The sequence below is a fragment of the Chlamydia pneumoniae TW-183 genome, assembly GCF_000007205.1.
GTDB lineage: Bacteria > Chlamydiota > Chlamydiia > Chlamydiales > Chlamydiaceae > Chlamydia > Chlamydia pneumoniae.
On the sequence record NC_005043.1, the window covers coordinates 970,255 to 992,850 of the forward strand.

Here is a 22,596-nt window from a genome sequence, read left to right on the forward strand (position 1 = left end):
TTAGAATGTTGTAGGTCTCGGGTCTTTTTTTCACCTGGATTCTTTAATTTTCTGAAAGATTATAGGAACTCTTCTTTTGTATTTCTCTGTAAGAGGAGAGCAATGCCCTCTTTGAGATCAAGATTTTCATAGAGAACGCGATAGATTCCCGTAGTGATGGGCATATCGATTTTATGATGTTTGGCGACTTGGTATGCAGAAAGTGCTGTGTAGGCTCCTTCGACTACCATCCCAATTTTTGCTTTTGCTTGTTCGAAAGTAAGACCTTGAGCAAGAAGGTGCCCGAACCGTAAATTCCGACTCGACTCTGAGAAGCAGGTAACACAAAGATCTCCAAGACCTGCAAGGCCATTTAGAGTTTCTGGTTTACAATCCATGATAGCGGCGAGTTTACGCATTTCATGCAATCCCCGGGTCACAAGGCCTGCTTTTGCATTGTTTCCAAACGATAATCCCTCAGCAATCCCACAGGCAATAGCAATCACATTTTTCAAAGCTCCTCCGAGAGCAGCACCTTTAATATCGGTATTAGGGTAGACTCGGAAGGTGGGGAGGGAAAAAGCTTCGTGGATTTGTTTGAGAGTTTGTGAATCGTAAGCGCTGACTACGACAGAACAGGGAGAACCGTTTAGGACCTCTTTAGCGATGGAAGGACCACTGAGATACCCTAAATATGGAGTCACGGAATCTCCAAGCACTTCGAGCATGATTTCACTGAGGAGGAGTCCTGTATTTTGCTCGATTCCCTTAGAGGTAATTACAAAGGGGACCGAGAGGTCAGTGATTTGTTTTAATTGCTCTGCTACGGGACGGATTCCTGCGGAGGTCACTCCTTCTACAATCATGAAAGCATTGTGGATCGCTTCTTTCATGTCTGTAGTGAATGAAAGGTTTGGAGAGATGACAACATTGGGAGCTAAAGGATGACGTCGTTCTTCTTGTAATTGCTTGATTAGGTCAGGGTTCCGGGACCATGCCACAACAGGATATCCCTTATTCGCAAGTAGGGAGGCTAGACAAAACCCCCAAATTCCCATACCTAAGTAGCCGATGTGTTGTTTCATGAGGCCTCAAAAAATGGTTCCTCGAAAAATGCTTTGTTTTCCCAATGTAGGGAAGTTGATGTTGAAGGATAATAAAAATCAGCTTCTAATTCAAATGTTGTGTTAGGAGAGAGCTTTTTTCCTGTGACTTTGTGGAAGAGTTGGCGCTCTCGGTCAGAGAGAGCTTGTCTTACTGTATCAGGGCTATGATTGCCCTCCAGATTTTTTAGGGGAGCAAAGCACTCTTGTCTAGGATACACAAGAGTTTGACAATGGTCGCTATAACAAAATAGATCAAAGATAAACTCTTCAAATTTCCAAGCATTTTTCTCATTTAAGGAGGTATGGCCTAGTTGCTTGGCATGCTTGTGGACTTTATACAGGGGCAGCTGTTGGTAGGCGGCGTGGCGGATAAAGTCCATGGAGAGACAGTAAAGACCGATATTTGCAAGGCAGTATTTTAATTTTCCATCTTCATTAAGAGCGAATCTCTCGTTTTGGGGAATTTCAGAGTATTCGATAACAGAAGTTTTTCCAGAATCATGAGATTTTACAAGAATACCCACATCTTCAATAGCAGTTTGACGTAGAGCCGCTTTTATGGTTACCTCGTTGTTAGACATCGCATGGAATCCACAGAGTTCTACGTCAAAAGGAAGCGCTAAAGGATTGTCAATGGGGATCACACTTACCATTTCTATGCCAGCATTTTTCCATTTCTCCCATACTCCTGAAGTATAGAGAAGGGTAGCTATACAACCGTTGCCATTCGGACCAAGAGCTAGAGTGTCCATATCTTCAAGAAATAGGTCTCCAGATAGGGTGAGGAGGGGCCAAAGTGGTTGGCAGAAAAAATCCACCTGATTTGGATCTAGGTGGAAGTAGTCGTTGGATTCAAAAAAAGAACGTGTTTGTCGGGTATTCAAAGGAGAGGTCATGAATGCTAGAGGAAGAGGTTGACCTGCAAGTTTACTTGCAGCACGTACCTTTTCTGCTACCAACTGAAACAGCGGCTTCTTTTTAATAGGAGAAACAGGGAATAACCCTTTAGGGCCATCGCACTTCAATCTTGAGCCTTGTCCCCCTGCCAGGACTACACAGGCAACTTTTTTCTCTTTAAGTAGCGTAGTTCCTGCATGAGCTCGTTCTGGATCTTCTCCTGAAGAGGCAAATGACGTTATCGGATGAAAATCTTTAAGAATTGCTGTTGGTGAGGAAAGCAGTTGCTGTTGCTTACGAAAAAAATCAATATCTACAGAGGTGAGCTGCTGAAAAAGTCTTTGTTGTTGTTTTGGAGAAAGGGAGGGCCAGATATCTAATATATGTTCTTGATTTATGGCTTTGAGCTTATCTGCTAGAGAGTTTACATGCATAGCAGAGGGCGAATATACCGATTCAGTCATTACAGTTAGCCTTACGTTCCTATCTCTTGATCCTTAGAATACTTATTGTTCTTGATCTTTTCGATGATTTTTCTGCGGTTTATTAATTCCTGGAGTTGTTGGTGATGGATTTCAAGAAAGCGAAGAGATTCGCTCTGTTGTTTATAAAGAGATGATTGTAATGTTTTTAAGTATTCTAGGAGTATATCATAATGTTTTATGTTATCTCGAGAAATAAAATGCTCATAACGTTCCAGGTGTAAATCAGCAATCCTTTTATTTGTAGCTTGAATATTTCGTGATACTGTTAAAGCTAAGCGCTTCTGATTATGAAGGGTATCTAAATATTTATGGATTTTTACTTTTAAGATTAAAGATAGGCTCCCAAGTCGATCTCTCATGAGTCTGCTAATGCCTCGAGCTGTTTTAATGTATTGTCTAAGTAACAGTAACTAGACAAGGGTTGCGCTAGGAAGGCTTTGATGCTGGGAAGGAGCTTCACTGCTTTATCTAACTCTTCATCTTGACCGGGAGTGTAAGCTCCTAGATGAATGATATCTAAAGCTTCATTATATACCTTAAGTAGTGAACGAAGTCTTTCTGCAGCTGCATAATGATGGGGAAGTGCTAGTGCTTGTGCTGACCGAGAAAGACTTGATAAAATATCGATTGGGGGGGAGGCTAAGGCTTTACCTTGGCTTGTTAGGAAAAAGTGTCCATCCAACAGCGATTTTAAATAGTCTGTAAAAATATCAGGATGCTTCGGGTAATATAAAATCGCATACAGAGCTGTTATGGACCCCTTGTCATTGTTTCCGGCACGTTCTGTAAATTCAGATACATGGTGAAAGACAGAGGCGGCATATTGGTGCGCAGAGAGTGTTTCTCCTCGCGCTAAAGCGACTTCTTGGAGTGCAGCGATCCATCGGGATAAAGAGTCCATAATAAATAAGACTTCATGGCCTTGCTCTCGAAAATATTCTGCTATTGTCATAGCCGCTCGCCCTGCGATTACTTTTGTTGGTGCAGTCTCATGGGCAGGTGCTGCAATGATGATCGTACGCTGCTGTTTCAGGGCATTGCTATGCTTCTCTATGTATTCTCGGACTTCGCGTCCCCGCTCTCCAATTAAAGCAATCACATTGATTGTAGATTTTGATCCTAAAGCGATTGCTGAGAGCAGTGAAGACTTCCCACTTCCTGGCTCAGAGAAAACTCCAATACGCTGTCCTTTCCCTAAGGTAAGAAATGCATCGATTGCTTTAATCCCTGTAGGGAAGATCTGATCGATAGGTTGTCTCATCATAGGGGATGGCGGTAGAGACAGAAGAGGTTTTCGATGTGTTTTAGGAAGGTCCTCTTTCTTGTCAATAGGGTTGCCGAAAGCATCTAAGACTCTCCCTAAAAGATGATCTGAGAGATGTAGAGAGGGGGGGCGGCGTAAAGGAAGGACTTCTGTTCCAAGAGCTACAGAGTGTAACGGAGATAGGGACATGAGAAGTGTCGTGTGATTGTGAAAGCCAATCACTTCAGCAAGAAGATTCGGATCTTTGGTTGAGGAAATTTTGCAGAGCTCCCCCAGGCATGCAGAGAGCCCATCGACCTCAATAAGATTTCCAGAGACCTTAGATAATAGACCACAGGCACGGTAGGGCTGCCAGTTATGAATATGAAGTTTTTCTTTATTTAGATGATTCATGCTGTCAAAACAGAAAGTAGATGGTCTAGTTCTTCGCTGATTTCTTGTCTCAGAATTCCGTTAGGGGTTTCTATTTTGAATCCTGATCGTCTACAAGAAGTGTCAGGGAAAAACTCAGCATGCTTAATCATGGGGAGTTCGTGGGTGGAGATCCAATCTGTAAGTGTTTTGAGATCCTCGGGATGGAGAAATACTTTGATGGGAGTCAGAGATCTTAATGTCGTATGTCTTTGGAGCGCGGTAGAGAGGAGCAGGGCCAGTTCTTGAGGATTTTCTAGCTTCTTATAGAGAAATTTTTCACAGATGAGAAGAGCCAGTTCTAGTAGGTCGGGTTTTAGCTGTTGTACTGTTTTTTCGACTTCACTAAGTAGGTGAATGGATAGCTTGCGAAAGAGATGAACTAACGAATGGAGTTCTTGGCTTGCCTTATCATTCGGATCTTCGGGAAGACTTGTAGGTTCTGTATCCCAAGGATCATGTGGATGAGGAAGGTGAGATTGAGAAAGCGAACCAGGAGATTGTGGTGTTGTCACAAGAAATACCTAATTCTTAAAGTTTATATTTCAGCACTTGATGTTTGAGATCTTCGGGTAATCTGTTTAATAAGGCTTCTGCTTTCTTAGGGTCCAGGTACGAAAGAATTAAAGCTATTTTTTCTGGAGATTCCTTTTGTATAATCTCTAACAGCTTTGAGATATTTATGCCTCGTTTTATTTTCCTAGGTTCGGGGGAGACTCTCTCATAAGCGTGTCTTGCGAGGTAGAAACTAGCTAAAGCAACAATCATCAAGCTTATGACAAGAATCATACTCCCGATTAGAACTTTTGCTGGGAACGATTTTTTATTCTGTAAACGAGCGAAAGGGAGGGTTTCTATGACAATATCATAGGAGTCGTCATAGTTTTGATAGAGGTAGTGTTTAGTATGGGCTACAATCTTTTCGGATTCTTCTTTGGTTAAATGAGCAATATAATTTTCATTTAAAGTGAGCTGTAATGTGGGCTTCTCTGCTTTTGCGTGATACGCAAGAGCAAAGTGTTCCTTGGGGAAAATTTTCCCCAGGTAATTTTCTAATGTATGGATGAACAGAGAATTTACAGTTATAGATTCAGGAATATAGAGGTTCCCTAAGTTGTCAGATAGGGATATATGTTCTCGTTTCAACCCAGGAAGACTGCTGCATAGATAGTCTGTAATTGAGAAGAGTAGTGAAGGAGTTAGGGACTCTTCTTTTCTTAAAGTAAGAATGACAGAGAGATGCAGAGGAGACATGACGTCATCTTCTGTAGACAGAGCAATGGCAACTTTTGCAGATGCAATGGGATGGAAGGAGGTCAGATCTTTTTCTAACTGCTCTTTTTTTGTTAGAGATTCTATGAGCTTGGGGTTCCCCATTTGTGTGAGCTTCAGCCAATTGCCAGAAGTTTTTTCTGTTTTAACTTGAGTAGGGGCTAAGGATGGGTTCGAGGATCTTCCAAATAAAATAGCACAACTCACCACCCCACCTATTAATAGGCATCCTAGGGGAGAAATCCCCAAAGCGGTAAGTTTTTTTGCCAAATTTTGAAAAAACACAAGAGTCCTTCATAAAAATAAACGAAACCTATGGCATTGTTGCCATCGTATTCTTCTCTATCAAAAAGTAGGAATTATTGACAATTGCATCTCCTCTTAGGATTTAGGACTTGGAAAATTTTGAATGAAAATTTTAGAGCCTACATTCCAAAGAATGGTTAGAGAAGGATTTTAAGTTGCTAGAGGTTGAATTTGTTGGAATCAAGAACACGTGAAATGAAAGCCTCTACAATGATAGAGACTCGTATTTAGGAATGTAGGGATTTCTACTAAAAGAAGTTGGGGGGATGGCTACGGGTGAGAAAGATTTAATGATGATTCATCTACCTTCACTTGAAGTTCAGGGTAGATATAGGCTCTTAGGAGCTGCCCTATGGAATTTAAAGTAGATCCTAATGACGAAGGACATCCAGAACAATTCCCAGAATAGGCAATTGTGACAATAAAGTTTTCTAGGGATTCTACAGTTACTTCACCTCCGTCCATAGCAATGTAAGGGCCGATTTTTTCTGCTATTGTAGCGCGAAGAGCATAGAGCTTTTGTTCGTGAGTGAGAGCTTCCCAATCACTCTGGCTATAGGGATTCGCGTCTTCGAAATCAAGGTTCATGGGAGAATTTTGCAAAGGAAGCGAGCCATCCTCTAAGGGGATTTCAAGACATTGCTCAACAGCTGTATCTAAGGCATCAATAACAAAATGGTATAGCGAGATGCTATCTTCAGGAAGAGCGGGTTGGTGTGCGTGTACGCGTAAGGATTTATCAATATCATCAAGAGTCATCTTGTAAGCTTCGCCATAGCTTTTCCCACAAACAAGATTGCAGACAGCCTCCGCTAGTGGGATTAGATAAGGGTGACCAAAGTATTGGAATTTTGCATCCAGGATTACGCCATTTTTCTTATCCACAAGCCAATAAAAAGTGACGCAGTTGCCCATCAGTCTGTGCCCCTGTTTTCCAGTGACCAGATGTGCTTCTTTAGCTTCAGCATCCTCTTCAGAAAACGTGCCCGCACAATGTGGTGTAAGGAATTTTTTCATAACTTTTGCTGATAGCGAGGACCAAAAAATCATTGGTTCTAGAGGTAGGGTCATGAGGAACTTCCAAGTAAAGGGGTAAGATGCTTAATGGCATCATGCATGGCACGAGCAAGTTTGGAAAACTCGAGGTCTTTACTTCTTTCTGTAAGAGAGAAATGTAAGGCACTGTGACATAAGAACGGGGAGATCCCACAATTTTGTAACACTTGAGCTAGGGGCTGGAATCTCTCGTATCCTAAGGATGGATAGATGCCTTGCTGGTGGAGATGGAAGGCAAGACTCTCTGCTGGGATGTCAGGAATTGCAGCAACAACGATATTAGGTAATCGGTTCTGGACCTCGGAAAATGCCAATTGGATTGAGGGGAGGACGCTTTGTAACTCTTGAATTAGCTTTTTACACAAATTGGAGGTGTGGAATGTGAAAAGCGGAAGAGCGGAAATACGTTCTTCACACGCAGTTTGCATTGCTGCCACCGCACTGAAACATAAAGATGCTGAAGTGTGAGGTGGAAACCAGGAAGAAAAGACCCTCTCTAAAGATTTACGAATGAAGATCCCCCCGATAGAGCCCATACCTCCAAGAGCTGCTGAAGAGAAAGTAATGATGTCAGCGTTGAGGATCTCAGGAGTTAGAGGAGCTCTTCCTAAAATGTCAGAAATATCCAAGTGAAGGAGGATTCTGCGGTCTTTGCATAAGGAGAGCAGAGGATCTAAGGGTTGGATTACCCCTGTCAATCCATGAGCTGCAGATAGTGAGAATAACAAACTACGTGGACTCAAGGTTTCTATAAGCTGTTCTTCAACAATCCTACCTTCGTGATTTACTGTTACCCAGTCATAGGTAGTTCCGAGTCCTTGATGGCGACATAGGCTATTAATTAAAAGCTGTTGATCATGAGCAGGAAGAATGATGTGATTTCTTCCTTGAAACATGGACAGATTTTCTACAAGGGCTGCCAGGACTATATGAACCACATGAGGGAAATGAGGGACAAAACGAAAAATATGAGAGTCTTTCAATCCGACCAACTGTCGGATACTCTCCTCTGTTTTCTCAGCTAATTTTAACGCGGAGCCGGGGGGTAGAGAAAATATGTCCGAGTGTAGGGCATAACTTTCTTTAACCCGCTCAGAAGGAGGAATAGCGACTTGGTTGTTTAACCAAAAAATTCTGGGTGCTTTTCGATTTTGTGGTTTTTCCATTGATATACAACTGGTTTTCCCGTCGGTAATTCTAAAGATAGTACCTCTTCTTCACTTAATTTTTCTAGATCCATAATCAAAGAGCGTAAGGAATTTCCGTGCGCAGAAACAAAAACGTTTTTTCCATTTTGCAGTTGAGGCAAAATATTTTTTTCAAAGTAAGGCAAGGTCCTTTGTTTCGTATCATAGAGGCTTTCTCCCTGAGGAGGAGCTGTTTTGTAGCTGCGCCTCCACAGCTTGACCCGCTCTTCTCCGAACTGTTCGGCTGTTTGTTTTTTATTTTTTCCTTGAAGTTCGCCGTACATTCTTTCGTTGAGGGCACTAGATTGATAGAGAGGAATCATATTGTTTTCTTCTTCCGCACTGTAGATCCTCGACATCTCTTTTGCTTTGGGATCTTCATGAACAATATAGGGGATCTTCTTAGAGTGATGATTTGTCATGGCGAGTAAGGCGGTCATCAGACTACGTACTAAGGTAGAGGTAAAGATGCAGTCTATAGGCAAATTTTGAATAGCTCTTCCTGCGGAAAAAGCCTCTTCAATTCCCTGTTGGCTTAAAGGAATGTCTACCCATCCAGAAAATAAATTTTTTTCATTCCATACAGATTGTCCATGACGTAATAAAATAAGAAGAGCCATATGTTCCTACTAGAATTTAGGGTGAGAAGCTAAGCATAAGCAGAAATCAACTTTTGTCTAGTAGAAAATATAGAAGTAAAAAAAGTTTTTAAGCAAAGAAAAGTAGACCAGTATTGCCTTGCTTAGGCACAATAGGTGCTTGATATGGGGTAAACGTGACAAAAGTTCGTCTTAATAAATTTTTAGCTTCTGCGGGAGTTGCTTCTCGAAGGAAGTGTGATGAAATTATTTTTTCTGGATCCGTGACTGTGAATGGTCGTGTTGCTGAGGGTCCCTTTGTTCTTGTAGATCCAGAAGATAAAGTACAGGTGGGAGGAACCTCTGTTCATCTCACTAAGAAAGTATATTTCATGGTGCATAAAGCTATCGGGTATCTGTGTTCTTCTGAGAAGAAGTTTCCTGGAACTAAGTTGGTGATCGATCTTTTCGCACATCTTCCCTACCGTGTGTTTACTGTGGGACGTTTGGATAAAGAGACCTCCGGATTAATCTTAGTGACTAATGATGGGGAATTTGCAAATAAAATCATTCACCCCTCCTCAGGAATTACCAAAGAGTATCTTCTAAAAGTTAGCCGCGATGTCTCTGCAAAAGATTTGGGAAAATTAATGGAGGGGACTTTCATAGACGGCAAACATGTGCGTCCTGTCTCTGTGACTAAAATTCGTCGTGGTACAGTAAAGATCGTCGTGAGTGAAGGGAAAAAACACGAGATCCGGTTGTTTGCAGATGCTGCAGGACTTCCTATTTTAGAGCTAAAGCGTATCCGTATAGGGAGTTTGGTTTTAGGAGGCTTGCGTTATGGCGAATATCGCGAGCTTACAGATGCGGAACTCGGGACCTACATGAAATTGTCTGACTAACTTGTTTTTTTATATACTAACCTGCAATAGATAGAGCCCTATGGGATATGTTTTCTATGTGATCGCTGGCAGTATATTTCTTGGCATCAGTTTGGGTGCCTATTGTCAACTCTACTATTCAGTAAAAAGCGTACTATTTTCTTGGTACTTGTTAACAGTATATGCTTTGGAAAAGCGTCATGCGTTGCTCGCTCTCTCTCAACTTGTAGGCGAAGAAGACGCCCAGTCCCAAAAGGAAATCGACTTTCTCTCGCAGTGTGACAAGCTCTCTTGGCGTGCGTTCCTCAAAAATAGCTACGAGATCATCCCAACATTTAAAGAGATGGAAGACCTTCTTTCTGAAAGAGTGCAGGGATTCCTAGAGTCTATAGAAACGATTGCAGAGCACGATCGAGCGATCTTGTGTATCGAAAACTTTTGGGCAAGTAAAAATCTATTTGATTTTGAGATTGCAGCTTACGAAGAAGCTGTGGAGAAGTATCTTAAGTTGCGACAGCGAGCCCCTTTGAGACTTGCCTCAAAGTTGTTCCGCTTTTTAGATGTTCCCTCGATTCGATTTAGTAGCTAAGCTATCGGGAAGATTCTCCTGCAACACTCCTAGGAGATGGTGTATAAGAAGCTCCCTGGTAGTCTCAAGGTCTATGGGATGGCCAAGAATCTCTTGAAGGGATGTTGCAGGTTGTCCGACATCTTTTAAAGCTTGTTTCGTAGTATTGCCATTGAGGCCGATCCCAAGAACGACTCCAAGAAGTCCTTCTACAGGGAGAGTCTCTGGAAGAACTCCACAGAGCTTTTCTCCATGAACCAGGACATCGTTAGGCCATTTTATTTTTGCTTCTGTAATTCCTAAATCCTTACATAAGGCAACAACAGCTTCTGTGCCTAAGCGAAAGAGACGTGATACATCGATGTGGAGGTCTGTAATAAAAAAACAGAAGGTATTAAGAAGATCCCCCTTTGAAGATTTCCAGCTTTTACCAAATTTTCCTGTGCCCGCAGTTTGACATTTTGTGGAGATTACAGTTAATGCATAAGGATCCCACAAATGCATATAGGATTTTGCCATTGTGTTCGTGGAGGGAATTTCTTCTATTTCGTAATAAATAACTTTCATATTCTAGAAATTTACAGTCTGCTCAATAGTAATACGATTATGAGATATCATAAATATTTTCGGTATGTGAATTCTTGGGTTTTTCTTGTCGTACTTACCTTAATGCTATTAAGTGTTGTGGTCATTTCTTCAATGGATCCTACAGCGATGCTGGTGACCTCCTCCAAAGGCCTCTTGACCAATAAAAGTATCATGCAGCTCAGGCATTTCGCTCTAGGATGGGTCGTTTTTTTTATCTGTGCCTACTTCGATTATCACTTATTTAAACGATGGGCATGGGTACTCTACTTTTTCATGATTTGTGCTCTCGTGGGCCTTTTTTTTGTTCCGTCAGTCCAAAATGTCCATAGATGGTACCGTATTCCTTTCATCCATATGAGCGTACAGCCCTCAGAATATGGAAAGCTTGTGATCGTGATAATGCTCAGTTATATCTTGGAATCCCGAAAAGCAGATATTACATCGAAAACAACAGCATTCCTTGCTTGCTTAGTTGTCGCACTTCCGTTCTTTCTAATTTTAAAAGAGCCTGATTTAGGAACCGCATTAGTCTTATGTCCTGTGACATTGACGATTTTCTATTTAAGTAATGTCCATTCTTTACTAGTAAAATTTTGTACAGTGGTCGCTACCATCGGAATTATAGGCTCGTTATTGATTTTTTCAGGAATCGTCTCACATCAGAAAGTGAAACCCTATGCTCTGAAAGTCATCAAGGAATATCAATACGAGCGACTCAGCCCGTCAAATCATCACCAACGCGCGTCTCTCATTTCTATAGGGCTGGGAGGAATTCGAGGTCGTGGATGGAAAACTGGGGAGTTTGCAGGTCGTGGATGGCTACCCTACGGCTACACAGACTCTGTATTCTCGGCATTAGGAGAGGAATTCGGGTTGCTGGGGCTACTCTTTACTCTAGGGCTATTTTATTGTCTTATCTGTTTTGGTTGTCGAACTGTTGCAGTCGCCACTGATGACTTTGGAAAACTCCTCGCTGCTGGCATTACCGTATACCTAGCGATGCACGTCTTAATCAATATTAGCATGATGTGCGGGCTGCTACCTATCACAGGAGTCCCTCTGATTCTAATTTCCTATGGGGGCTCTTCGGTAATCTCTACAATGGCATCCCTTGGTGTATTGCAAAGTATCTATAGCCATCGCTTTGCTAAGTACTAACTTTTCAGCAAACGGAGAGCATTTAACCCCACAATCACCGTACTTCCCTCATGAAGAATTACCGCGAGCCATAGAGGAATGATCCCTAACGATGCAGGCCAGGAGACTAAAAGAATAATAGCAAGCGCTAGTGCAAGGTTCTGCGAAACAACTTTTTTCGTTTGTTTTGCTTTTTGAATGATCCAAGGGAGGGACGACAAGGAGTCGTGCAGGAGAACAATATCAGCAGCTTCTATTGCTGTAGCGCTTCCAGCTTCTCCCATAGCAATGCCTACAGTAGCTTGTGCTAAAGCAGGAGCATCATTAATTCCATCGCCGACCATCATAATTTGACGTTGTGTTGCAAGCTCGCGTATTTTCGCTAACTTATCCTCAGGGGTGAGATCGAAAAATACCTCAGAAATTCCTAAAATTTCCGCTGTATTTTCAGCACTGACTTTATGATCTCCCGTGAGCATGCTCACGGGATAGCCGAGATCTTTGAGATCTTGAATGATTTCTTTAGCTTGAGGACGAGGAATATCTCGAAAATAAAATAGAGCAAAACTATTCCCAACATACGCTAGAGAACAAATCTCCCCATGTTGCTTCGCCTGATAAATTTTTTGTTCTATATCTTCAAGATACTCAGAAGGCACCTTCCCTAGTCCTGTTTCTACCCGACCTACAAAAGCTTCTTGTTCATTGAAATAGCCACGAACCCCCTCTCCAGGAACTGTAAGATACCGATCTGCAGGAAGCGAGGATACCTTCTGCTCCATAAGGTAAGAAACAATAGCCTCAGCAATCGGATGAGATGAAGACTGCTCTAAAGCTAATACTGAAGGGAAAAAGGTCTCATTTTTAGAACCGAAGTAGTCGCAACCTATACAGGTAAGCTCGCCAGTCGTTAACGTTCCCGTTTTATCCATCACTACAGAATTACAAGAAACTAAACGATCTAAAATCACACCGCCTTTCAGGAGAACCCCATGTTTCGCACAGGCATTGATAGCACTTAAATAGGCAATAGGAATCGCAATGATCAAAGCACACGGAGACGCTGCAATAAGAAACGCTAGGGCACGGTAAAATGCACTCTGAGGTCCTAACAATGGAATGGAAGTAAATAAAGGAACCAAAAGGGCAATTCCACAGGCAATTGCAAAAATAGAGAGAGCATATACTGAAGAATATTTATCTAAGCGTTGCTGTAACCTAGGTTTAGAGTTCTGTGCCTGAATGACTAAATTGATAATATGAGCGATGGTAGAATCCGATCCCGTACGTAAGACACGAAGATCGAAACTCCCTTCCATATTATGGGCTCCCGCAGGAACAATCGACCCTGGATGACAGGATTTAGGAACTTTTTCTCCAGTAAGATGCATGAGGTTGATAGAAGAAGAACCATGAAGGATTTCTCCGTCCAAAGGCACAACCTCGCCACTTTTAATGCGTAGGATATTTCCAACCTCAATCTTGTTGATTGCGACTTTTTGTAAGTTGCCATCTTCTAAGACAAGCCAACCCGTAGTAGGAGCGAGCTGCTTCAAAGAGACTAAAGTGCTCTTTGCTTTCCCCGATACCATCTGTCCCAACGCTTCTGAAATCGCAAACAAGACAAGAAGCAAGGCTCCTTCTAAAGCTCCTCCAATAAAAATAGAGCCGAAGGCTGCTGATGTCATCAAAATATCAATGTTCACTACCTTTTGACATATGTTATCTAACGACTTAATCAGAGCAGGAGTGCCAGCAAGAAAAAATGTAAATACTACAAATAAGTTAGAGAGATTTTTTGCATGGAGCCAGAAACTTAGAAGAGCAATCAAGTAGGTCCCTAAAGATAAATACGCCGATTTTAAAGGAAGATTGTGACTCAATTTGCGATTTTGTTTAGATAGAAGGGGACTCGTATCTTCAGACATCCCTGATTCAAAAAATGTATTCACTACTTCTGCAGAAAATGAAGTGAAAAACAAACGGGAGAACACGTAGCGACCTGTTATAATAATTTCATTAATGATGAGATAATACTCGCGGAAGTGATGAAGATCCCTAACACCCAAACCATTTCGGAAATTTTATCGTTTTTTAGAATTTTAGCTTTTAGGAAGGAAAGAACCAGAACCATAAGAGCAGAAAAGACCCCTGCAAGGGTGTAGCTGATGCATAGGACTAGTGGGAGGAAAATGGCAAGCCCACATAGACCTCCTAATATTCTAGATCCTCCTTGAATCAGGGGATGAGGAAGATCTTCTTTTCGAATGTAAAGCTCTTCTCGAATCATCGTATCTAGTAGTAGGGTAGAATCGGAACAGACATATTCTACCATCTCTTGGAGGAGAGGGTCTTTAAACCCTTGATTCTCAAACAAAATCCGGAGTTCTATTTTTTCTTGTTCAAAATTCTCTTCAATCTCGTTTTTCTCTTCCAGCATAGAACGATGCGAGAGTTCCATATAGGCCCAAGCTTTTCTTGCTTTTAAGCATCCGTGGTAAAATGTCCAGCCAACGCCTAAAGATATTAAGGATTTTACTTGAAGCGCACGATTCGTAGGAATTAAGAAAAACAACGTCCGAATGAAAAAAATAAAAACGCCAGTAGATAAAGCATTATTAGCTAAGTGATAGAAAAACCCTTTAAAGGTTGTATGGGGCTCCCCTTTACAGACTCTGTGCTTGTCTCTAACATGCTTTATGTGGTCCTCTGGAGTGCGTGATTTAAAGTGGTCATGTGGATCCTGAGTCATAATTTTCCTTAGAATTTGATGCTGTCTACAGTCTGATGTGTTCTCACTGGTCTTTGGGAAGAAGAATCTCCAACCCTCCTAAATAAGGACGAAGGACTTCAGGAATAACCACAGAGCCATCAGCTTGTTGGTTATTTTCTAAAATAGCTACCAAGAGACGTGGTGTTGCCAGACCTGAACCGTTAAGAGTATGAACAAACTGTAGTTTCCCTTGGCTATCTTTATAGCGTGTCCCAGAGCGCCGCGATTGGAAATCCGTACACTGAGAAATAGAAGACACTTCATAAAAAGCTTTTTGTCCTGGCAACCAGACCTCAGCATCTATAGTCTTGGATGCTGTAAAAGACATATCCCCCGTAGAAAGCAAAGAAAGACGATAAGGCAACTTGAGCTCTGTCAGCATTTCTTCAACAATACTAAGCATTTTTTCATAAGCAATATCATCTTGATTGGGTGTTGTAAAGGCAAACATTTCTACCTTATGGAATTGATGCACCCGCACAAGTCCTCTCTCTTGAGCTCCTGCAGCACCTGCTTCTCTTCGGAAGCACGGAGTGCACGCAGCATAGTAAAGAGGAAGTTCTTTTTCTGTTAAAATGTCTTGGGAACGAAACCCATTAAGAACGACTTCCGCAGTGGGGATCAGATAGAGATACTGCTCTCCGTCCTCAACACGATAGTATTGTCCATCAAATTTCGGAATCTGCCCAGAGCCAAATAAAATTTCTTTCTTCACTAATAAGGGGGGAAGCCAGAGCTGAAATCCATGAGCTGCTTGCTTCTGTAACATATACGTAAGAAGAGCCCATTCCAGAAGAACACCACGATTTTTATAAGCAGGCCATCCTGATCCTGTCGTTTTTGCTGCTGCTTGGAAATCTAAGATGTCTAACTCCTGATTTAGCTCTAAGTGATGCTTCGGAGGAAAGGAAAATATAGGAAGGTCCCCAACACTTTTAATGACTTGATTTCCCGCTTTGTCCTCGGATACAGGAATGTCGTCAGCAGGGTAATTAGGAAGATGGCTCAGCAATTCATGTAGTTGAGCGTTTTTTTGATCGAGGTGCTGCTCAATTTTTTCAAGATCCGCAGCAAGAGTCTCTACCTCTTGAATTAAGTTTGTCGCGTCTACCCCTTGCGTTTTAGCTTTATGTATATCTTGAGATAAGAGGCGTCTTTGTGCTTGTAAAGTTTCTGAATCCGTCTTGAGTTGACGGACCTCTTTATCCAAGGAGAGTACAGGTTCTAAAGAAATTTTTGGATCTTTTTTACGAAGTCGAGTTTCACATTCTTCGGGAGTCTTGCGTATAATTTTTATATCCAACATGCTTGTCTCATTGTTAAGTAGAAGTGTGCAAAAGTGAGAGTATATGGAAGATTTCTCTGAGCAACAACTCTTTTTTATGCGGCGTGCTATAGAAATCGGAGAAAAGGGTAGAATCACAGCCCCCCCAAATCCTTGGGTAGGGTGTGTGGTCGTTCAAGAAAATCGCATCATAGGGGAGGGATTTCATGCGTATGCTGGAGGACCCCACGCTGAAGAGCTCGCCATACAAAACGCCTCTATGCCTATATCAGGATCCGATGTCTATGTTTCTCTAGAGCCTTGCTCTCATTTTGGGTCATGCCCCCCATGTGCGAACTTACTAATCAAACATAAGGTCTCTAGAGTTTTTGTTGCTCTTGTTGATCCTGATCCCAAAGTCGCAGGTCAAGGAATCGCCATGCTACGTCAGGCAGGGATTCAGGTCTATGTCGGTATTGGAGAGAGCGAAGCACAGGCGTCTCTACAGCCGTATCTATACCAAAGGACCCACAACTTCCCTTGGACAATATTGAAAAGTGCCGCAAGTGTTGATGGTCAAGTTGCCGATTCTCAAGGGAAGTCTCAATGGATTACTTGTCCAGAGGCTCGTCATGATGTGGGAAAATTGCGAGCAGAGTCCCAAGCCATTCTTGTCGGTTCTCGTACGGTTCTTAGTGACGATCCGTGGCTCACAGCAAGACAACCTCAGGGAATGCTCTATCCCAAACAGCCTCTACGTGTCGTCTTAGACAGTCGTGGGAGCGTCCCTCCTACATCAAAAGTCTTTGATAAGACCAGTCCGACTCTGTATGTAACCACAGAACGATGTCCTGAAAATTATATAAAAGTTTTAGATTCCTTAGACGTCCCCGTTTTACTCACAGAATCTACCCCATCAGGAGTGGATCTTCACAAGGTCTATGAGTATCTTGCTCAAAAAAAGATACTACAGGTTCTTGTAGAAGGAGGCACCACACTACATACGTCTTTGCTAAAAGAAAGATTTGTTAATTCTTTGGTTCTTTACTCTGGGCCTATGATTCTTGGGGACCAAAAGAGACCTCTAGTCGGAGTATTAGGAAATTTGTTGGAATCTGCCTCTCCTCTAACTCTGAAAAGTTCCCAAATTTTAGGAAATTCTTTGAAGGTCGTATGGGAGATTTCCCCTCAGGTTTTCGAGCCCATAAGGAATTGAAAGGAAAGGATTTTTAGAGTAGCATGCTTAGCATCGGAATCCGTTAATGCGAGGGAGTCAATGATAGAAACTCGAGAAGAGGTAGGCTCTGCAAATTTTGTTTCTTTAGAACGAGCTATTGAGGATTTAAGAGCAGGAAAATTTGTTATTGTTGTTGATGAAGCTTCGAGAGAAGATGAAGGCGACCTGATTATCGCGGGAGAAAAAATTACAGTTGAAAAGATGACGTTTCTTCTCCAGCACACCACAGGAGTGGTTTGCGCTGCTTTAAGCCAAGAACGTCTCTTAAGCTTGGATCTTCCTCCCATGGTTAAGGATAACCGTTGCCGTTTTAAAACTCCCTTCACTGTATCCGTAGATGCTGCTCACGGGGTGACTACAGGAGTTTCTGCCGCAGATAGAACCAAAGTCGTTCAGTTATTAGCAGATCCTAAGAGCAAACCCGAAGATTTTATTAGCCCAGGACACTTTTTCCCCCTAGCAAGTTCTCCAGGAGGAGTGTTAAAACGAGCAGGTCATACAGAATCTACTGTTGACCTAATGGAGTTGGCAGGACTGCAGCCTTGTGGTGTACTCGCAGAATTAGTGAACGAAGACTACTCTATGATGCGATTGCCTCAAATTTTAGAGTTCGCAAGGAAACATAATATTGCAGTGATTCCCGTGACATCGATCATTGCTCATCGCATGCTCTCCGATCGTTTGGTTTCTAAAATCTCTTCAGCACGCCTCCCTACAATTTACGGAGACTTTACGATTCATGTCTATGAATCCTTATTGGAAGGAATGCAACATCTTGCTTTGGTAAAAGGCAATGTTGCTGGAAAAAGTAATGTCCTCGTACGTGTCCACTCAGAGTGTGTCACAGGAGATATTTTAGGATCTAAGCGCTGTGATTGTGGAGAACAATTGAGTTCAGCAATGTCCTACATTGCTGAGAAGGGAACTGGTGTTCTTGTTTACTTGCGAGGGCAGGAAGGCCGAGGGATCGGTTTGGGCCATAAAGTACGTGCTTATGCTTTGCAAGATAACGGTTATGATACTGTAGATGCAAACTTAGCTATGGGATTTCCCGTAGACTCAAGGGAATATGGCATAGGAGCACAAATTCTTGTTGATCTCAAGTTGACAACCATAAAATTAATCACTCATAATCCTCAAAAATATTTTGGGCTTCAAGGTTTCGGACTTAGCATCACAGAAAGAGTTCCTCTTCCTGTTCGCATTTCTGAAGACAATGAGCAGTATTTAAGAACAAAACAGGAACGTATGGGACATTGGCTAGATCTCCCATGCTGTAACAATCGGGTACAATAATTTTGAGGAGTATATGAAAACATTGAAAGGACATTTGTCTGCAAAGAATCTACGTATTGCTATTGTCGGCTCCTGCTTTAATCAAGCTATGGCTGATGCCCTAGTTTCTGGTACTCAGGAAACTTTTTTGAAGTTTGGAGGGAGCGAGGACGGCTTGATGACTATCCGTGTTCCCGGAGCTTTTGAGATTCCCTGTACGATCAAAAAACTTTTATCTTCTGAAAGAAAGTTCGATGCTATTGTTGCATGCGGCGTCCTAATTCAAGGAGAAACAGACCATTATAACCAAATTGTAAATCAAGTAGCGGCAGGTATTGGTGCTCTCTCTTTGGAATTTTGTCTTCCCATAACCTTGTCCATAGTTGCAGCTCCTTCTGCAGAAATCGCTTGGCAAAGATCAGGTATTAAAGGACGTCATTTGGGAGTTTCTGGGATGACGACAGCTATAGAAATGGCAACGTTATTCACTCAAATCTAGTTCTTGTAAGAACGTATACGTCCCACAAAATTTGTGGGACTCTTCCTTCTACAGATTGATGCTGACAGCTCCATTTAAATGGATGCGAACTGCGATACTCTCAGCAAAGACATCCAAGCCTCCCGAAGACAATGTCGTCTCAGAAAAATCTAACACAGTCCCTTGCGGGAGAAGTTGTTTATTTAGCATTTCTCTATGAGAACGTAAGCTTTTTACCAATAAGGATAGCATTGTCGAGTATAATTGACGTAGACGATTTTCTGGACTTACCGTAGATCCATGAGTCGCGACCGAAAGTCCCGCAACTAAACTGGGAAGACCACGAAATGTTAAAGGAATATGCTCTCCTTGTACTGTATAGAAACTGTTAACAAGATTCTCAGCTTCATCAGAAGGTAAATTTTTAAAACTCCACGCCAAAGTACTCGCTTCCGACGGAGAGAGATTCATTAATGTTGCTAAGCGAACCAAAGTCATGTCCGTTCGAGAGGTTCCCTCAAAACCTAAACGATTCGCTCGATAAGTAAAATAACGAGAGAATGCCTCTTCTATAGTCGCATGCTGCTGTAACATGGAAAGTAGAGGAGCAAAGTTTATATAGAACTCTTGAGAACAGTTCTTGTCTCCACAGGTATCTAAGCAATACAGGTACAAATCTAAGATCGCAAGAGACCGACGTGTTCTCCAAGCAGAAAGCAGCTGCGCACTAGGAACCTCTGTTAAGTTCAGTAGAGAATCGTAGTTGCCCAAACGTCTTAGAGATAACAAGACTTCTTGCTGTTCTGGAGAAAGCCTCGCATAAGAAGGACAAAGTTCAGGGAAAGTACGCAACACATGTAACGCCTTTGCGTAAAAGCTCTGTGGGCACGAGTCTGTGAAATAAGGCTTAAACGTGGTGACAGCTTTTGCAGAGCAGCCTACATGTCTGAGCACGATCGCTGTTTCTAAAATTCTCAAGGTATTATCGAAACTCTTAGGAGAATTTAAAAAGAACAATAATTGTTTGTGCGCCGTCTGGAATTGCTTAAATGTCATACCTCCTTCTTCAGAAGGGAGGATCTGAGAGAGCTGCATGTAAGATTGACGAGACCCCTGTATCAAAAGATGTAGGTGAATCATACTGCGAATCGCAATGTCTAAAGCGGGGACTTTTTTATTAAAGAGCTTTTCAGAATAGGCCATATCGATAGGAGTCGATGTGAGAAGAGGAGCCCCTCCAGATTCCGTAAGCCAAAGAAGCTCAGGATACTGACGTAGTTTTTGTTCTATCCAAACCTCAGAACCAATTTTAACCTTTGTCTGCGAGTTCGTCTGTAGAGATCCTTGGGGGCCAGCATAGCCGATAGAATTGCATCCCATAAGTAAAGCTAATGGGAAAACCAAGACTTTGATTTTAAGAATTTTTAACATGGAAGCCTCTTCTCTATCACGTTGCTTTGTTAATATCTTTAAATTTAAAGAGATTAACTAAAAACCCCATTTTGATAACAAAATGCCCAATAACAAATCAACTTGAGAAACGCAAGGACGTTTTCCTCGGAAGAATTAAAGATTCCAACATAAGGATTTAGTTATGTTAATAACTTAATAATTTATTTTTGTAATAAATAGGCCTTTTTAAAAGGAAAATGTGTTATAATCTTTAAAATTAAATTTTTATTTTAACTAAAAATAATGAAAAGAGTCATTTATAAAACCATATTTTGCGGGTTAACTTTACTTACAAGTTTGAGTAGTTGTTCCCTGGATCCTAAAGGATATAACCTAGAGACAAAAAACTCGAGGGACTTAAATCAAGAGTCTGTTATACTGAAGGAAAACCGTGAAACACCTTCTCTTGTTAAGAGACTCTCTCGTCGTTCTCGAAGACTCTTCGCTCGACGTGATCAAACTCAGAAGGATACGCTGCAAGTGCAAGCTAACTTTAAGACCTACGCAGAAAAGATTTCAGAGCAGGACGAAAGAGACCTTTCTTTCGTTGTCTCGTCTGCTGCAGAAAAGTCTTCAATTTCGTTAGCTTTGTCTCAGGGTGAAATTAAGGATGCTTTGTACCGTATCCGAGAAGTCCACCCTCTAGCTTTAATAGAAGCTCTTGCTGAAAACCCTGCCTTGATAGAAGGGATGAAAAAGATGCAAGGCCGTGATTGGATTTGGAATCTTTTCTTAACACAATTAAGTGAAGTATTTTCTCAAGCTTGGTCTCAAGGGGTTATCTCTGAAGAAGATATCGCCGCATTTGCCTCCACCTTAGGTTTGGACTCCGGGACCGTTGCGTCCATTGTCCAAGGGGAAAGGTGGCCCGAGCTTGTGGATATAGTGATAACTTAACCTTCTAAAGCTCTCTACAACTAAGCTTCCTTTCCCCAAAACAATAGGGAAGGGAAGCCCAGAAGTTTTTCTCTTTGGCCTTCCTGAATTTTCATAATCAATCGCAACAGGAGAGACAATGTTATATTTTATAGAACAGCTAAATAAACTGAGTACGTCGTTTTGTGTATTCCCTATGATCTTATTGTTAGGGGGGTTCTTGACATGGAAATTACGCGGTTTACAGTTCCACGGGTTAAAGCTCGGCTTTAACTTGATGCTTCAAAATAAATTGGATGATAGTTCATCAAAAGCTAACGAAGTTTCTTCGTACGAAGCTGTAGCCGGAATCCTAGCAGGAAATTTTGGCACGGGAAATATCGCCGGAATGGCTGTCGCCTTAGCTTGTGGAGGTCCAGGCGCCCTGGTCTGGGTCTGGCTTGCAGCCCTCCTCGGAGCTATCGTCCAATATGCTGGCTCCTATTTAGGTTCAAAATATAGGAAACCTGAAGGAAATACAGGAGAATTTATAGGAGGACCCATAGCCTGCCTCGCTTTTGGCATGCGTAAAAAAATACTCGCAGGATTCTTTGCTTTATTCACTATCATGACAGCCTTCTGTGCAGGAAACTGTGTTCAGGTAAGTTGTATCGTTCCTCTCTGTGCAGAAGGAACTCCAGGAAAACTCCTCGTTGGAATTCTACTAGCTCTCGTAGTGATCCCCGTGTTAGCAGGAGGAAATAACCGTATATTAAGATTCTCTGCTCGTGTGATTCCCTTCATAGCAGGATTTTACTGTATTTCTTGCGGGATCATTCTCTTCCAACATGCCTCGGCTATTCTTCCCGCAATCAAACTGATATGCTCTTCAGCATTCGGCATTAAAGCCGGACTCGCTGGAATCGGAGGCTATACTCTTTCGCAAGTCATCTCTACAGGGATTAACCGTGCTGTCATGGCTACAGATTGCGGCAGCGGAATGGTATCTATTTTGCAAGCAAATACAAAAAGCAAAAATCCTGTTGTAGACGGACTCGTTACTCTAGTCCCCCCAGTCATTGTGATGGTTGTTTGCTCTATTACAATGCTCGTTCTAATTGTCTCAGGAGCTTACAGCTCAGGAGCCCAAGGAACTCTAATGGTCATGAGTGCCTTTAAAAATAGCCTCGGCTCTCTAGGTAGTGTGATTGTTATTCTCGCTATGGCCCTATTCGGATATACAACAATATTGACATGGTTTGCTTGCGCAGAAAAAAGTTTACAATATATGATCCCAGGAAGACGAGCAAATCTATGGTTGAAGGCTATATACGTCTTGATCATTCCTCTAGGGGGTGTTATCGATATGCGTATGATTTGGGCCTTATCTGACACAGGTTTTTCTGGTATGGTCATTCTGAACTGCATAGCTCTAATCGCCTTACTGAAAGATGTACTATCCACAAACCGCGATGTTGCTTTGCTTAAAGAACGCGAGTGCTCTGTTGCAGATCCTGTGCGTAATCTAGATGCTTAAAGGAGAA

At 42.0% G+C, this 22,596-nt stretch carries 22 protein-coding genes; 8 read left to right on the forward strand and 14 right to left on the reverse strand.

What is annotated here, in order from left to right; genetic code table 11:
- Positions 1 to 59: 59 nt before the first annotated feature.
- The 9 genes from CPB_RS04410 to CPB_RS04450 all read right to left on the reverse strand — a co-directional run bounded on the left by CPB_RS04410 (position 60) and on the right by CPB_RS04450 (position 8,583).
- On the reverse strand, positions 60 to 1,064 hold the full coding sequence (locus tag CPB_RS04410) for an NAD(P)H-dependent glycerol-3-phosphate dehydrogenase (RefSeq protein ID WP_010883490.1): 1,005 nt from the start codon (positions 1,062 to 1,064) through the stop codon (positions 60 to 62).
- Positions 1,061 to 2,446 carry a UTP--glucose-1-phosphate uridylyltransferase gene (locus CPB_RS04415; RefSeq protein WP_010883491.1) on the reverse strand — a complete coding sequence of 462 codons (1,386 nt, stop codon included), beginning with the start codon at positions 2,444 to 2,446 and terminating at the stop codon, positions 1,061 to 1,063. Before CPB_RS04415 ends, CPB_RS04410 begins: the two co-directional genes overlap by 4 nt.
- Before the next feature lie 11 nt (positions 2,447 to 2,457).
- A complete protein-coding gene (locus CPB_RS04420) occupies positions 2,458 to 2,826 on the reverse strand; it encodes a hypothetical protein (protein ID WP_010883492.1) in 369 nt (122 codons plus the stop codon).
- Positions 2,823 to 4,124 carry a FliI/YscN family ATPase gene (locus CPB_RS04425; protein WP_010883493.1) on the reverse strand — a complete coding sequence of 434 codons (1,302 nt, stop codon included), beginning with the start codon at positions 4,122 to 4,124 and terminating at the stop codon, positions 2,823 to 2,825. Before CPB_RS04425 ends, CPB_RS04420 begins: the two co-directional genes overlap by 4 nt.
- On the reverse strand, positions 4,121 to 4,657 hold the full coding sequence (locus tag CPB_RS04430) for a FliH/SctL family protein (RefSeq protein ID WP_010883494.1): 537 nt from the start codon (positions 4,655 to 4,657) through the stop codon (positions 4,121 to 4,123). Before CPB_RS04430 ends, CPB_RS04425 begins: the two co-directional genes overlap by 4 nt.
- Before the next feature lie 16 nt (positions 4,658 to 4,673).
- Positions 4,674 to 5,699 (reverse strand): type III secretion system protein, encoded by a 1,026-nt coding sequence (locus tag CPB_RS04435; protein ID WP_010883495.1) that lies wholly within the window; start codon positions 5,697 to 5,699, stop codon positions 4,674 to 4,676.
- A 291-nt stretch (positions 5,700 to 5,990) separates the two neighbouring features.
- Positions 5,991 to 6,791: a NifU family protein gene (locus tag CPB_RS04440; protein WP_011126239.1), complete on the reverse strand. Its 801-nt coding sequence runs from the start codon at positions 6,789 to 6,791 to the stop codon at positions 5,991 to 5,993.
- Positions 6,788 to 7,942, reverse strand: a complete 1,155-nt coding sequence (locus CPB_RS04445) for an aminotransferase class V-fold PLP-dependent enzyme (protein ID WP_010883497.1) — start codon at positions 7,940 to 7,942, stop codon at positions 6,788 to 6,790. The genes CPB_RS04440 and CPB_RS04445 overlap by 4 nt, the downstream gene beginning before the upstream one ends.
- Positions 7,897 to 8,583 carry a 2,3-bisphosphoglycerate-dependent phosphoglycerate mutase gene (locus CPB_RS04450; protein ID WP_010883498.1) on the reverse strand — a complete coding sequence of 229 codons (687 nt, stop codon included), beginning with the start codon at positions 8,581 to 8,583 and terminating at the stop codon, positions 7,897 to 7,899. Before CPB_RS04450 ends, CPB_RS04445 begins: the two co-directional genes overlap by 46 nt.
- A 155-nt stretch (positions 8,584 to 8,738) precedes the next feature.
- On the opposite strand from CPB_RS04450, the gene CPB_RS04455 reads away from it, so the two are divergent.
- Both CPB_RS04455 and CPB_RS04460 read left to right on the forward strand, forming a co-directional pair.
- A complete protein-coding gene (locus CPB_RS04455; protein ID WP_010892246.1) occupies positions 8,739 to 9,446 on the forward strand; it encodes a pseudouridine synthase in 708 nt (235 codons plus the stop codon).
- Positions 9,447 to 9,486: 40 nt separating this feature from the next.
- A complete protein-coding gene (locus tag CPB_RS04460; RefSeq protein WP_010883500.1) occupies positions 9,487 to 10,014 on the forward strand; it encodes a hypothetical protein in 528 nt (175 codons plus the stop codon).
- Here CPB_RS04460 and CPB_RS04465 read toward each other — a convergent pair.
- A complete protein-coding gene (locus CPB_RS04465; protein WP_010883501.1) occupies positions 9,982 to 10,560 on the reverse strand; it encodes a biotin--[acetyl-CoA-carboxylase] ligase in 579 nt (192 codons plus the stop codon). The genes CPB_RS04460 and CPB_RS04465 overlap by 33 nt on opposite strands.
- A gap of 39 nt (positions 10,561 to 10,599) precedes the next feature.
- Here CPB_RS04465 and CPB_RS04470 point away from each other — a divergent pair, with 39 nt between their 5' ends.
- Positions 10,600 to 11,739: an FtsW/RodA/SpoVE family cell cycle protein gene (locus CPB_RS04470; protein WP_010892245.1), complete on the forward strand. Its 1,140-nt coding sequence runs from the start codon at positions 10,600 to 10,602 to the stop codon at positions 11,737 to 11,739.
- Here CPB_RS04470 and CPB_RS04475 read toward each other — a convergent pair.
- Genes CPB_RS04475 through serS form a run of 3 tightly spaced genes read right to left on the reverse strand, consistent with a single transcriptional unit; the run spans position 11,736 to position 15,797 of the window.
- The gene (locus CPB_RS04475) at positions 11,736 to 13,712 is read right to left on the reverse strand and encodes a cation-translocating P-type ATPase (RefSeq protein ID WP_010883503.1); all 1,977 of its coding nucleotides are present in this window, start codon (positions 13,710 to 13,712) and stop codon (positions 11,736 to 11,738) included. The genes CPB_RS04470 and CPB_RS04475 overlap by 4 nt on opposite strands.
- Positions 13,713 to 13,723: 11 nt before the next feature.
- On the reverse strand, positions 13,724 to 14,470 hold the full coding sequence (locus tag CPB_RS04480; protein WP_010883504.1) for a VIT1/CCC1 transporter family protein: 747 nt from the start codon (positions 14,468 to 14,470) through the stop codon (positions 13,724 to 13,726).
- Positions 14,471 to 14,513: 43 nt separating this feature from the next.
- Positions 14,514 to 15,797 carry a serine--tRNA ligase gene (gene serS, locus CPB_RS04485; protein WP_010883505.1) on the reverse strand — a complete coding sequence of 428 codons (1,284 nt, stop codon included), beginning with the start codon at positions 15,795 to 15,797 and terminating at the stop codon, positions 14,514 to 14,516.
- A gap of 43 nt (positions 15,798 to 15,840) precedes the next feature.
- Between serS and ribD the strand changes: the two genes are divergently transcribed.
- From ribD to ribH, 3 genes are read left to right on the forward strand one after another with little or no spacing between them, the layout of a single operon-like run.
- Entirely contained in the window at positions 15,841 to 16,971 is a 1,131-nt protein-coding gene (gene ribD / locus CPB_RS04490) for a bifunctional diaminohydroxyphosphoribosylaminopyrimidine deaminase/5-amino-6-(5-phosphoribosylamino)uracil reductase RibD (protein ID WP_010883506.1), read from the forward strand.
- A 60-nt stretch (positions 16,972 to 17,031) separates the two neighbouring features.
- A complete protein-coding gene (locus CPB_RS04495; protein ID WP_010883507.1) occupies positions 17,032 to 18,288 on the forward strand; it encodes a bifunctional 3,4-dihydroxy-2-butanone-4-phosphate synthase/GTP cyclohydrolase II in 1,257 nt (418 codons plus the stop codon).
- A gap of 13 nt (positions 18,289 to 18,301) precedes the next feature.
- Positions 18,302 to 18,766, forward strand: a complete 465-nt coding sequence (gene ribH / locus CPB_RS04500; RefSeq protein ID WP_010883508.1) for a 6,7-dimethyl-8-ribityllumazine synthase — start codon at positions 18,302 to 18,304, stop codon at positions 18,764 to 18,766.
- Positions 18,767 to 18,814: 48 nt separating this feature from the next.
- Here ribH and CPB_RS04505 read toward each other — a convergent pair whose 3' ends face one another.
- Positions 18,815 to 20,125: a hypothetical protein gene (locus CPB_RS04505; RefSeq protein ID WP_226990004.1), complete on the reverse strand. Its 1,311-nt coding sequence runs from the start codon at positions 20,123 to 20,125 to the stop codon at positions 18,815 to 18,817.
- Positions 20,126 to 20,440: 315 nt separating this feature from the next.
- Between CPB_RS04505 and CPB_RS04510 the strand changes: the two genes are divergently transcribed.
- Both CPB_RS04510 and CPB_RS04515 read left to right on the forward strand, forming a co-directional pair.
- Positions 20,441 to 21,094 (forward strand): lipoprotein, encoded by a 654-nt coding sequence (locus CPB_RS04510; RefSeq protein WP_010883510.1) that lies wholly within the window; start codon positions 20,441 to 20,443, stop codon positions 21,092 to 21,094.
- 118 nt (positions 21,095 to 21,212) lie between these two features.
- Entirely contained in the window at positions 21,213 to 22,589 is a 1,377-nt protein-coding gene (locus CPB_RS04515) for an alanine/glycine:cation symporter family protein (protein ID WP_010883511.1), read from the forward strand.
- Positions 22,590 to 22,596: the final 7 nt, after the last annotated feature.

Bases quoted from the DNA above. Each gene is read 5' to 3' on its own strand.
- CPB_RS04445 (WP_010883497.1), bottom strand. From the start codon at position 7,942: ATGGAAAAACCACAAAATCGAAAAGCACCCAGAATTTTTTGGTTAAAC.
- CPB_RS04425 (WP_010883493.1), bottom strand. From the start codon at position 4,124: ATGAATCATCTAAATAAAGAAAAACTTCATATTCATAACTGGCAGCCC.
- ribH (WP_010883508.1), top strand. From the start codon at position 18,302: ATGAAAACATTGAAAGGACATTTGTCTGCAAAGAATCTACGTATTGCT.
- CPB_RS04420 (WP_010883492.1), bottom strand. From the start codon at position 2,826: ATGAGAGATCGACTTGGGAGCCTATCTTTAATCTTAAAAGTAAAAATC.
- serS (WP_010883505.1), bottom strand. From the start codon at position 15,797: ATGTTGGATATAAAAATTATACGCAAGACTCCCGAAGAATGTGAAACT.
- CPB_RS04450 (WP_010883498.1), bottom strand. From the start codon at position 8,583: ATGGCTCTTCTTATTTTATTACGTCATGGACAATCTGTATGGAATGAA.
- CPB_RS04465 (WP_010883501.1), bottom strand. From the start codon at position 10,560: ATGAAAGTTATTTATTACGAAATAGAAGAAATTCCCTCCACGAACACA.
- CPB_RS04460 (WP_010883500.1), top strand. From the start codon at position 9,487: ATGGGATATGTTTTCTATGTGATCGCTGGCAGTATATTTCTTGGCATC.
- CPB_RS04515 (WP_010883511.1), top strand. From the start codon at position 21,213: ATGTTATATTTTATAGAACAGCTAAATAAACTGAGTACGTCGTTTTGT.
- CPB_RS04505 (WP_226990004.1), bottom strand. From the start codon at position 20,125: ATGGGATGCAATTCTATCGGCTATGCTGGCCCCCAAGGATCTCTACAG.
- ribD (WP_010883506.1), top strand. From the start codon at position 15,841: ATGGAAGATTTCTCTGAGCAACAACTCTTTTTTATGCGGCGTGCTATA.
- CPB_RS04470 (WP_010892245.1), top strand. From the start codon at position 10,600: ATGAGATATCATAAATATTTTCGGTATGTGAATTCTTGGGTTTTTCTT.
- CPB_RS04495 (WP_010883507.1), top strand. From the start codon at position 17,032: ATGATAGAAACTCGAGAAGAGGTAGGCTCTGCAAATTTTGTTTCTTTA.
- CPB_RS04410 (WP_010883490.1), bottom strand. From the start codon at position 1,064: ATGAAACAACACATCGGCTACTTAGGTATGGGAATTTGGGGGTTTTGT.
- CPB_RS04480 (WP_010883504.1), bottom strand. From the start codon at position 14,470: ATGACTCAGGATCCACATGACCACTTTAAATCACGCACTCCAGAGGAC.
- CPB_RS04510 (WP_010883510.1), top strand. From the start codon at position 20,441: ATGAAAAGAGTCATTTATAAAACCATATTTTGCGGGTTAACTTTACTT.
- CPB_RS04440 (WP_011126239.1), bottom strand. From the start codon at position 6,791: ATGACCCTACCTCTAGAACCAATGATTTTTTGGTCCTCGCTATCAGCA.
- CPB_RS04415 (WP_010883491.1), bottom strand. From the start codon at position 2,446: ATGACTGAATCGGTATATTCGCCCTCTGCTATGCATGTAAACTCTCTA.